At 48.2% G+C, this 10,586-nt stretch carries 9 protein-coding genes; 1 reads left to right on the top strand and 8 read right to left on the bottom strand.

Annotated features, from left to right (window positions below; all coding sequences use genetic code 11):
* Nucleotides 1–330: 330 nt before the first annotated feature.
* The 3 genes from GXO76_04775 to GXO76_04785 form a co-directional block, all read right to left on the bottom strand.
* Nucleotides 331–1,281, bottom strand: a complete 951-nt coding sequence (locus tag GXO76_04775; GenBank protein ID NOY77164.1) for a nitronate monooxygenase — start codon at nucleotides 1,279–1,281, stop codon at nucleotides 331–333.
* A 513-nt stretch (nucleotides 1,282–1,794) separates the two neighbouring features.
* Nucleotides 1,795–3,369 carry an aldehyde dehydrogenase family protein gene (locus tag GXO76_04780; protein ID NOY77165.1) on the bottom strand — a complete coding sequence of 525 codons (1,575 nt, stop codon included), beginning with the start codon at nucleotides 3,367–3,369 and terminating at the stop codon, nucleotides 1,795–1,797.
* A gap of 300 nt (nucleotides 3,370–3,669) precedes the next feature.
* Nucleotides 3,670–4,638, bottom strand: coding sequence for a Gfo/Idh/MocA family oxidoreductase (locus GXO76_04785; GenBank protein ID NOY77166.1), 969 nt, complete (start codon nucleotides 4,636–4,638; stop codon nucleotides 3,670–3,672).
* Between the two features lie 127 nt (nucleotides 4,639–4,765).
* Between GXO76_04785 and GXO76_04790 the strand changes: the two genes are divergently transcribed.
* Nucleotides 4,766–5,953 (top strand): cation transporter, encoded by a 1,188-nt coding sequence (locus GXO76_04790; protein ID NOY77167.1) that lies wholly within the window; start codon nucleotides 4,766–4,768, stop codon nucleotides 5,951–5,953.
* Between the two features lie 32 nt (nucleotides 5,954–5,985).
* On the opposite strand, the gene GXO76_04795 is transcribed toward GXO76_04790, so the two are convergent.
* The 5 genes from GXO76_04795 to GXO76_04815 form a co-directional block, all read right to left on the bottom strand.
* The gene (locus GXO76_04795) at nucleotides 5,986–6,567 is read right to left on the bottom strand and encodes a S9 family peptidase (GenBank protein ID NOY77168.1); all 582 of its coding nucleotides are present in this window, start codon (nucleotides 6,565–6,567) and stop codon (nucleotides 5,986–5,988) included.
* A 352-nt stretch (nucleotides 6,568–6,919) separates the two neighbouring features.
* On the bottom strand, nucleotides 6,920–7,963 hold the full coding sequence (locus tag GXO76_04800) for a hypothetical protein (protein NOY77169.1): 1,044 nt from the start codon (nucleotides 7,961–7,963) through the stop codon (nucleotides 6,920–6,922).
* Nucleotides 7,964–8,184: 221 nt separating this feature from the next.
* On the bottom strand, nucleotides 8,185–9,174 hold the full coding sequence (locus GXO76_04805) for an NAD-dependent epimerase/dehydratase family protein (GenBank protein ID NOY77170.1): 990 nt from the start codon (nucleotides 9,172–9,174) through the stop codon (nucleotides 8,185–8,187).
* A gap of 59 nt (nucleotides 9,175–9,233) precedes the next feature.
* A complete protein-coding gene (locus GXO76_04810) occupies nucleotides 9,234–9,746 on the bottom strand; it encodes a ferritin family protein (GenBank protein NOY77171.1) in 513 nt (170 codons plus the stop codon).
* Between the two features lie 12 nt (nucleotides 9,747–9,758).
* The coding region (locus tag GXO76_04815) for an NAD(P)/FAD-dependent oxidoreductase (protein ID NOY77172.1) at nucleotides 9,759–10,586 on the bottom strand (828 nt) is incomplete at its 5' end.

Genomic DNA, 10,586 nt, shown 5'->3' on the forward strand with positions numbered 1-10,586 from the left:
TTCCGGTAATTTCAGGACGCCCGGGGTACACAACCTGGGCAAAAGCCGATACGCTAAAGAGCCAGACAAAAAGAAATGTCCAGACGCGAAAAATGGATTTCATCGGGATTTCCCTCCTGATTCGGTGAGTCATGTGCGGAGTTTTACACTGTTTTATCGGAAGGAACCGGAATTTTGATTAGTCGGGAAGGGAGAGTCAATGCAAAAATCAAAATAGATTTTCTAAAAAAAATCGCCCCCGAATTTTCACGAATGTACACGAATTATTTTTTATGTTTCAACAAAAATGGGTTCTTTTTTGACAATTTGTGTCACTCGTGGGCAATTAAGCTATCCCAAAAGGTGATTCAAACGTTTTAAAATGAATTCGGCGTCGGCCGTTATTTTTCGCACCACCTCGCCCGCCGAAGGAATATCTTTAACCAACCCGGCAATCTGACCCATTTCCAGATCGCCTTCCTTCATATCGCCTTCGTGGATGCCCCACTTTGCGCGCCTTGAGCCAATCATCTCCCGGATTTTTTCCGGGGGAGCACCGGCAAATTCCGCCTCCCAAATGCGCCGGGCAAATTCATTCTTAAAGGCGCGAATCGGTCCCACCTTGCGCGCAAAAAGGAGAGTGTCCGCCTCGCCAGCCTGAAGTCCCGCATTTTTGTAATTCAAATGAGCAGCGGATTCTCTTGTCAGGGCAAAGCGTGTGCCGATTTGCACTCCCTCCGCTCCCAGGGCCAGAGCAGCCGCAAGACCCCGGCCGTCTCCGATTCCGCCGGCCGCCATGACCGGTACGGAAACGGCCTCCACCACCTGAGGGATCAAACAAAATGTTGTAATTTCTTCAAAGCCGTTGTGACCTCCCGCCTCGGTACCCTCCGCCACAATGGCATCCACACCGGCCGCTTCAGCCTTCAGGGCAAATCGAACCGATGGGACCACGTGAACCACCTTCGCCCCGTTTTGTTTGAGCTGTTCGGTGAATGTTCGGGGATTTCCCGCGGACGTAAACACAATCGGGATTTTTTCCTCCAGCACCACGGCTACAATTTTCTCCACATCCGGGCGCAGCAGCGGGACATTGACGCCAAACGGCTTTTGGGTTAGGGCGCGCGTGGCCTGAATTTCCTTCCGCAGCTCATCCGGGTACATCGACCCGGAACCCAGAAGCCCGAGTCCTCCTGCTTCCGAAACCGCCGCGGCCAGCTCGTGCCCGGACACCCAGATCATTCCTCCCTGAATGATGGGGGTGTTAATGCCAAAGAGATCTGTAATTCGGGTGTGAATCATTTTGGTTTCCTCAACCTTGTTTAGCCTTACCCTTGCGAAGGTTTGAAACCCTCGCAAGGGTTTTAATTTTTATGGATAAAAAGACATTGTGAACGAAACACCGCTTTTTTTATGACCCACCCCCTGACTCCCCCTCCCTGACCTCAGGGAGGGGGCCGGGGGAAGGGTCAGGAATGAGTGATTTTTATTGAGAACACCATGTTTTGTTTATCCGATCCCATAAAAAGCCAGTAGAACCCTAAATTTGTAGTTTTTCGTCATGCTTTCGATTCGCAGGCGTAAAGCCTGCGGTTACACCTTGCCTTTTTTGGGGGGTGTATCAAAAGTCCTTTTTTCAAAAAATAATGCGTATTTGTCATTGTGAGGAGCGAAGAATGAGCGACGAAGCAATCTCATAATATATTGTAAATAATGAGATTGCCGCGTCCGCCTGAAGCGCACTCGCAATGACATGTTTTAGAAAAATAACTCTCATGATCGTAGGCCTAGACTTTTGATACAGCTCCGCACCGTTTATTTTTTACCATTCTTCGTAAACATGCGCCAGATCAGCGGCAGCATTTTTAGCAGCCCATTTGTCCGTTTTCGGATCCCTTTTCCGTACAAAAAATGAAGTGTTCCCAATATCCGGTCATAGAGCGGCTTGCTGTACGGGTGCCACCACATGTCCCGTTTGGCAAAAGAAAGCCAATCTTTGACAATGACCTGCGGTTCGGTCACCTCGTAGAAAAAAAACTGGCTGTGGGTTCGTCCGATGCCTGATTCCTTAAAGCCTCCCCAGGGCGTCTCGGCCATGGCGTGGCTCATGAGATGATCGTTAATCAGAACGGCTCCGGCTTGAATCTGACGGGCCAGGCGTTCCGCTTTCTTCAGATTTTTTGACCAGACAGAAGCCGAAAGCCCCATATTGGAATCATTTGCCAACCGAACGGCTTCCTCCTCTGAACGGACCTTCATTACACCCACGATCGGGCCGAAGCTTTCCTCCTGCATCAGCCGCATCTCATGATTGACATCCACCAGCACGCGAGCCGGAATAAGGTTTTTGTACGACCCGGGATTATTCACTTTCGATTCTGCTGCAATACGTGCCCCCTTTTTCAGGGCATCCTCCAGGTGAAATTGAATGACCTCGATTTGCGATTCCGTTGTCATGCCGCCCATATCCACATTGAAATCGGTGTCGTAGCCCACCCGCAAATGGTCCACTTTTTCTTTCAGGATGGCCAGAAATGCATCGTAAATCTCTTCGTGGACGTACACCCGTTCGATTCCGCCGCAGGTTTGTCCCGCGTTGGAAAATCCCGCCCAGAGCACGCCCATGGCTGCCCGGTAGGGATCGGCATCGGCACAAATTAGCGCCGGGTCGTTTCCACCCAGTTCCAGGCTGACCGGGGTAAGGGTTTCGGCCGCCTTGGCCATGAGCTTTTTGCCCACCGGAACCGAGCCGGTGAAGCACAATTTATCAATCCCATTTTCCAAAAAGGCATCCCCCACTAAACGTCCGGGTAAATTGATGTACTGAAACACACCCTCCGGTAAATCTGCCGATTCGATTGTTTTTTTAAAAGCCATTCCCACCATTTGTGTCTGGGTAGCCATTTTTAACAAAACGGCATTTCCGGCCAAAAGGGCAATAATAACTTCGTGAAAGGGAATGGTGAAGGGGTAATTCCAGGGAGAAATAATACCTACCACGCCGAAGGGGACACGAACCAATTTACTGATTTTATGAAACCAAACGATACTTCCCGGCCAGAGCGTTTCGTCTGCCAGAATTTTGGGAGCATGCTTGCAATAGTAGGAAAGAATCAGCGGGCCGGTCAACACGTCGGCAATCAGGGCATCCAGGCGCACCTTGCCATTGTCCCGCGAAATGATTTCCGCCAATTCTTCCGCGTGCTCAACCATATAATCCCGGATGGGGAGCAGCCGTTTTGCCCGCTCTTTTACGGAAATTCCCGCCCATATTTTTTGCGCCTCCCGGCCTTTGCGAATGGCTTCCCGCACATCGTCAATGGTATTCAAAGGTACCTGTCCGAGAACCTCACCCGTGATCGGATTTCGTGATTCCGTTTTAGTTTCCATTTGTCGAAGCTCCTTTTTTCACCAGAAACTCGCCCTACTATGCAAAATACCCGAAAAAGGGTCCATTCCACTTCAAGTTTTCAGTTTCAATCTGTTTATTTTTGTGTCACGAGTATGCAAAACACAGACAAATAAAACTGGCTCGGCCAAAAACAAAATAATTCTCCCCGTTCGGCCGGGGATTATTTCATTTATTTTTTATTCGTGCGCAATGACAACAAAAGGGTTATCATCGCAAGGAAAGAACGGGCGATCGATCTTCCCGGCCACAGAAAACGCACAAAAAATTCTAAAAATGAATTACTTCCCGTATGCCTTGTCCAATATCTGTTGGTTTTTCAATCCTTCTTCTCCGGGGATTTCAGGTTCCTCATCATTCAAAACCGCCCGGGCGAAGGCTTCCAATTCGGCCCTGTAAAAATCGCCGTTTTCCACGAGCCAGCGCTTTTCGGACAGATCCGGATAAATAAGCGAAAGGGTTGCTGTCCCCAGATTAAAGGAATAGTTACGGAGCTGGAGGGTTCCTTTTGTACCCTGCAGTTCAATCAGTGTTTCATAAAACAGCCGAAATGAGGTTTGAATACTGACGAACCGGCTATTTGAGAATCGCATACCAATCTGGGCATCCATTTCGATTTGCTCATTCGAGAAAGGCGGTTCCAAAAATGCCTGAACATCTTCTACTTCTCCCCCCAGAATAAACCGAATGGTGTCCAGGGCGTGTACGCCAATGTCCATTACGGGACCGCCGCCCGCTACAGCCGGATCGGCAATCCATGTGCGCGGAGACCGTGTGACATCGATGCTGAAATCGCTGCGGGCAAAACGCACCGTGCCAAGTGTGCCATCTTCAAGCAACCTCTTGGCCTCTTGTACCGATTGCGAATAGCGCAACATGTGAGCAATCATCAATTTGACTCCGGCATTTTTGCAAACGGCAATCATTTCTTCGGCTTCAGCAACCGTCATTGCCATAGGCTTTTCACACAAAACGTGTTTGCCAAACCGGGCAGCCAACCGGGTTTGAGGCAGGTGCTGATTGTTGGAAGAAACAATAAAAACCGCCTCTACCTCCGGATTCTTGAGAAGCTCCTCTTCGGAACTGTACGCAAACGGGATTTCGTATTTTTCCGCTTTTTCCCGGGCCGCATCGAGACTCCGTTTTTGAATGGCCACCAAATTCAACGTCTTAGTCCGGCGGATAGCCGGTAGAATTGTTTGTTCGGCAAAATGCCCAAATCCAAGAATACCCATTTTTACTGGTTTCATATTTTGCTCTCCGATTTCTTATGCTCTGTCGTTTTTTCTTTCATTTTAAATAATTAATGACTATATTTTAATTACTTTCACGGAGACATTCAATAAAAATCTTCATACGATACGGTACCCAATTGTCATGTTTAATAAACTCACAAAATTCATTGTTAAGAAGGTAATCAAGAATTACCATCAGTCGGATAACGATGACGTCCGAAGCCGTTACGGATTTCTGGAAGCCTGGACCAGCATCTGGCTCAATTTCTTTATTTTCATCGTCAAGGTAGTATTTGGTTTCATGACACAAAGTATTGCCCTGATTGCAGATGCCTTTCATACGCTGTCCGATATCAGCACCTCCATTATTATCCTCATTGGATTTCGAATTTCACGAAAGCCCCCTGATAAAGAACATCCCTTCGGCCATGGGCGGATGGAAGCGATTGCCACCCTGATTATTGCCACCCTTTTGCTTGTAACCGGGATCGAGCTTGGAAAATCGGCGTTTATGCGCATCCTGCATCCACGTCCCATCCATGCCAGTTGGATTGTGATCGGCATCATCTTTATTACCGTTCTCTTAAAAGAGGCGCTTGCTCAATTCTCCAGACAATTGGGGAAAATGATCCAATCAGGGGCATTGGAAGCCGATTACTGGCATCATCACACCGACGCCATCGCGGCCATTCTGGTGATCATTGCCATGGTTCTTGGAAAATTTAATTTTCCCTACCTCGATGGGTATGCCGGTGTCCTCGTTTCAATAATCATTATTTTTATGGGATTTAGAATTGCCAAGCAGTCATCCGATTGCCTGCTGGGTGCATCTCCCGACCCGGAAATTATTTCAAAGATCAAAAAAATTGTTCAATCATTTAATGAAGTACTCAATGTTTACGACATTGTGGTGCACCAGTACGGACAGATGAAAATCGCAACCCTCCATATTGAAATTTCCGATGCCTACTCTCTTCAGCAAGCGCATGAACTTGTTGAAAAAATTGAAGACGAGGTTAAAAAACAGCTGAATATTCCGCTTTCAATTCATACCGACCCGATCAATCTCAGAGACAAACACATTCAAGCAGTACGCGACTTTTTGGATGCGTATATTCGGTCTCATGATCTGATTCTTTCCTACAATGATATTTGGATCAAAAACACGAATAATGAGAAGCATCTCATTTTTGACATCGTTCTTCGAACTCCCCTTCAGGAAGAAAAAATTGAGGCTTTGAAATCCGACCTCAAAAAGATTATCAGCGAAAAATTTCCTTCTATTGCAAGCATTACGATCAATATTGACCCCACCTACATGTTTCGGTAGAGATTGTCGATTTATTTGTGAGACGGCCCTTCTTACGGTTTTAAATAGTGAGTAAACCATTTTAGTGCGCGGCGATAGACATCCACCCGATGGTTGGGCTCACGGGAAATACCGTGCCCTTCCCGCGGATAAACCACAAATTCCACGGGACGCTTCAGAATACGGAGCGCCTGGTACATCTCCTTGGAATTGCTGATAAACGTCATTTGATCCTTTTTACCGTGTAAAATAAGTACCGGCGTGTGGATATGGGTAACATAAAACGCCGGCGAATGTTTGAGGTACGGCTGGAGATCTTCCCAGTAATAGGCGCCAAAATACATTTTCTCCCAGCTGGGCTGGATCGAATTGCTCCAATCGGTTAGAAGGCTGAAAATTCCAAACATGGAAACGGCCGCCTTAAATCGCCGGGTTTGGGAAATGATCCAATTGGTCATGTACCCGCCGTAACTCCCGCCGATGACTCCCATCCGCGTACTGTCCGCTACTCCCATCTGAATAACATGGTCCACACCCCGCATAATGTCGCGGTAGTCCCCACCGCCCAGATCGTACCGATTCGCCTGACCAAATTTATCCCCGTATCCCTCGCTTCCCCGGGGGTTGGGCGCCAATACGGCAAATCCATGATTGGCCCAGAGTTGAAACTGATAATACTGCCGAAATCGATTTTGAAACCGTCCGTACGGGCCGCCGTGAACCGCTACAGGGGAACGGGGGTTTCCGGCTGATATCCAACCGGTGTTACCAGAAGTCCCTCAATTGTCCACTTGTCGCTTTTCCACTGAATGATCTTTTGATCACCCAGCGAAAAATTTTTTAATTGATCGGAAAAACCGGACAGTCGAAAAGTTTTCTTGCCGTTGTCATAGGTAATCTCCGGCAGGGTGCGTTTATTTTCTACAAGATAAGCCCGGTATTTGCCATTTCCGGATATGTGAAAATCCGAGAAACAATCAGGGCCTGTCAGGTCAGGACACCTTCAATGGCACCGGAAGCCACTTCTACCGAAAAAATATTGGACGCCGTGCGTACGGCTCCTTCAAAATAAATCTTCTTTCCGCGCGGACCCCATTTAAAATCGCTCACCGCATAATCAAAATCAGCGGTCAGATTCCTCGGTACGCCCCCTTTCACCGAGAGAAGAGACACATCCGTTTGAGCAAATTCAATGTCGGGGACCGTTTGACTGATGTACGCGATGAACTTCCCGTCCGGTGAAAAAGACGGCTGGGTTTCGGGACCTGGAAAATCCGTAAAGGGACTCATCTCCTTTGATTGGATATTCAAGAGAAAAATATCGTACTTTTGCGCATCGTTTTCGGACCCGGTGTAATTGGTTGTAAAGGCCAGGGTTTTTCCGTCCGGTGAAAAGGCGAGATAATTGAGACCCGGATCAATCGTTGCCACTTTACGGGATGATTTATCCGTGACTGAGACCAACCAGATTTCATTCGGCTGCCCGGGTTTTCCGACTACTTCGGCATCGAATCCCCGGGAACGTTGTTCCTTTTGAAGCCGCCGTACACTGTCCGGCAGGGCTTTTTTGACAATGAAGGCAATAGATTTCCCATCCGGTGCCCAGCGAAAAAACTGCACATTCTCCGAGGCATCCGTCAATCGCCAGGGGTCACCGCGCTCGGGCAGGATCCAGATTTGGGTGCGATTGGAGAAGCGTTTACCCTCCTTAATGTAGCTGCGATCGGAAAGAAAAGCAATGAGTTTTCCGTTCGGGGAAAACCGGGGCGACCGATTCCGGTCGGTGCCAAATGTGAGCTTTTCGATGTGGCCTTTTTGTGTGGATACCCGCCAGATATTTCGGAAATAACGGCTTTTCTCAAAATCGGTTTCGCGAATGGTAAAGGCCACAACGGAGCCGTCACGGGAAAGGTTCAGTTCCGAAGGATATTTCAAGCCGATCAGGTTTTGAATGGTTGGGACTGCAGACACAGCCGGTAAGGTACCAGCCACTAAAAAGACAAAAAGAAGAAATCGTCGGACATATTTCATCGGGAACCTCATTAATTGGGTGGCTTAAACGCAGATTCGGAAACTGTAAACTTACTAATGAATCTGCTTGAAAAAGGCGTTACCCGCTCATTTCACGAATTTTCACGACTTGATTTTAGCGAAATTAAATCCGCAGCGCGTATGTCATTTTTGGTCCAAGAACAAACTCACTCTTGGAAACTGTTTTTCTCCGAGGTTCTCCGTGTCACTTTTTTTCCGGGTTACACATACCCATGTTCCTTGAACCAGTCAATTGTATCTCCAATGGCAACGGAGAGGGGGCCGGGAGAAAAATTCAGTTCCTTCCGGGCCTTTTCGGAATCCAAATGCACACCGTATTTAATAAGATCAAGACTAACCAGCGGCAACGCGGGTGCTTTCCGATGCAGGATGAACCGGTCGGTTATTTCCGAAAGATACGCCGCCGGATAAGCCAAAGAAAATGGAATTCTAATCCTGGGCCGGGGTACATGGGCAATTTGTGCCACCATGTCCAGGAAATCGCGTGTGCTGGTGTTCCAATTTCCCAGCACAAACCGTTCTCCGGAATCTGCTTTTTCAGCCGCCGTTATTTCGGCTCGTGCCACATCCCGCACATCCACCCAGCTCATGTGTCCGTCCACGTAAGCCGGCATTTTCTTGTGCAGCATTTCCAGAACCACTCGGCCGGTTGTCGGCTTGACATCGTACGGACCAATTATTCCACCGGGAATGACAATGACCGCCTCTCCCTTTTTTTCAGCCCACGTTTCGATTTTTTGCTCCATCAGCACTTTAATCCGATGGTAGGTACTCTTGGCTCGATCGAGTGAAAGCCGGTCGTCCTCAGTGGAAGGAACATCGGGATTTTCACGGGGGGCAATTGTCCCCACACTGGACGTGTAAATCAAGCGGTGCACGCCGGCCGTTTCGAGAGCGGATAAAACATTTTCCGTTTGCAAAAGGGCGTCCTGAATTTGCCTTTTTCTTCCAAGCGAAAAAACGGGATAATACCCGGCGGTGTGAAAAACCACATCGCAGCCGGCCATGGCCGATACCAGAGAGGCGTGATCGTTCAGATCTCCGACCGCTATTTCAATTTTGTCTTCCGGGAGGAAATGCAGGGGAGTTTGGGGACGTTTGAAAATGCGCACCTCCCACTTCTGTTCCAGTAATTCAAAAACCAGATGGTGCCCCAAAAATCCGGTTGCACCTAAAACAAGGGCTTTCATAGGGATCCTTTATAATGAATGGGACAGGATAAAGAACTCAGGTTCACCCTGTCCAAAAATTAACCGGCATTGAGATCGAATTCCTTAAAACCAAACCACATTCCCATTCCCATAATGGAATCAATTTCCGCCTGAATAAGCTGATAATGACTGTCTTCCATTTCCACCAACCGCTGAGCAATTCGCTTCACCTCAGGATCATCCGTTTTATCCCGAATGGCTTCGTAAAGTTTGATGGAATCGCGTTCCAGATCCACAGCCACACGGAGGGCAGATAATTGATCCTGTCCCTCGGTGCCTTTGGTCTGTACATCCTTATCCCGCAGTTTGGGAATGACCGTCTCGATCACCGAATGATCAACTTTGACGTCCTGCAGAGATTCATCCTTTTCTATTTTTTGAAGGATACCTTCCAGCAGATTCATGTGATCAAATTCATCATTCGCCAGAACAATAAACATATTCTTTCCCGCCAGATCCTGCGTTTGGCGGGCATAGCGCAAATACGTTTCCAGTCCATTCTTTTCCAGTTGAATCGCATTTTTCAGAAGTGCGTAGACCTCTTCTTTCATGTGTCGTTCCCTCTATTTTTCCTGTTTTTTCTTTTTTTCGACGGTATGAGAACTGTGCCCGGGATAAACCCTTGCCTTGGGTTCAATAAAGTGCTTCGCATTGTTGACGGCAACAGCCGCATCGGCAAATCCGGTTGAAATAAGCTTCAGTTTTCCCGGATGGGAAGCAATGTCCCCTGCGGCAAAAACCCCCGGCAGATTGGTTTGCATGGTTTGATCCACTTTGATGGAATTGCCTTCGATTTCGATTCCCCAGTTTTTGATCGGCCCCAAATTGGTAATAAAACCGATAAAACTCAAAACCGCATCCACTTCGATTTTCTTTTCCGAACCGTCCACATTGTTGACGATGGTCACAGCCTCCACATGCTCCTCTCCGTGAATTTCCTTCAACTGATGGTGAATGTAGGTTTTTATTTTGGGAGACGCCATCAGCTTTTTCACGCTGTCTTCGTGCCCCTGAAACTGCTTCAGCATGTGAATGTGGGTAATTTCTTTGGCAATCGGCTCAAGCGTCAGCGACCAATCCAGGGCCGAATCGCCTCCGCCGATTATCAGCAAACGTTGGTCCCGAAAGTCCTCGGGATTGTGTACCACATAATAAACCCCGCGGCCCTCCATTTCTTCCACATTGGGCACCGAAAGCTTCCGCGGCATAAACGCGCCCGCTCCCGCGGCAATGACCACGGTTTTGGTCAGATGGGTGTCTCCCGATTCTGTTGTTAATTCAATGTCCATGGGGCCGTTTACTTTCAGATCAACCACTTTACTTTCGGTGATGATTTCCGGGCGGTACTGGGCGGCCTGCTCGCGGAGATTGGCAATCAGGTCCTCCGCCAG

This window comes from Calditrichota bacterium, assembly GCA_013151735.1.
Classification (GTDB): Bacteria; Zhuqueibacterota; JdFR-76; order JdFR-76; family BMS3Abin05; genus BMS3Abin05.

What these genes read in the sequence shown, in the direction of transcription:
- GXO76_04775 (NOY77164.1), bottom strand. Translation starts at nt 1,281, where the DNA reads ATGATTCACACCCGAATTACAGATCTCTTTGGCATTAACACCCCCATC.
- GXO76_04805 (NOY77170.1), bottom strand. Translation starts at nt 9,174, where the DNA reads ATGAAAGCCCTTGTTTTAGGTGCAACCGGATTTTTGGGGCACCATCTG.
- GXO76_04785 (NOY77166.1), bottom strand. Translation starts at nt 4,638, where the DNA reads ATGAAACCAGTAAAAATGGGTATTCTTGGATTTGGGCATTTTGCCGAA.
- GXO76_04810 (NOY77171.1), bottom strand. Translation starts at nt 9,746, where the DNA reads ATGAAAGAAGAGGTCTACGCACTTCTGAAAAATGCGATTCAACTGGAA.
- GXO76_04800 (NOY77169.1), bottom strand. Translation starts at nt 7,963, where the DNA reads ATGAAATATGTCCGACGATTTCTTCTTTTTGTCTTTTTAGTGGCTGGT.
- GXO76_04790 (NOY77167.1), top strand. Translation starts at nt 4,766, where the DNA reads ATGTTTAATAAACTCACAAAATTCATTGTTAAGAAGGTAATCAAGAAT.
- GXO76_04780 (NOY77165.1), bottom strand. Translation starts at nt 3,369, where the DNA reads ATGGAAACTAAAACGGAATCACGAAATCCGATCACGGGTGAGGTTCTC.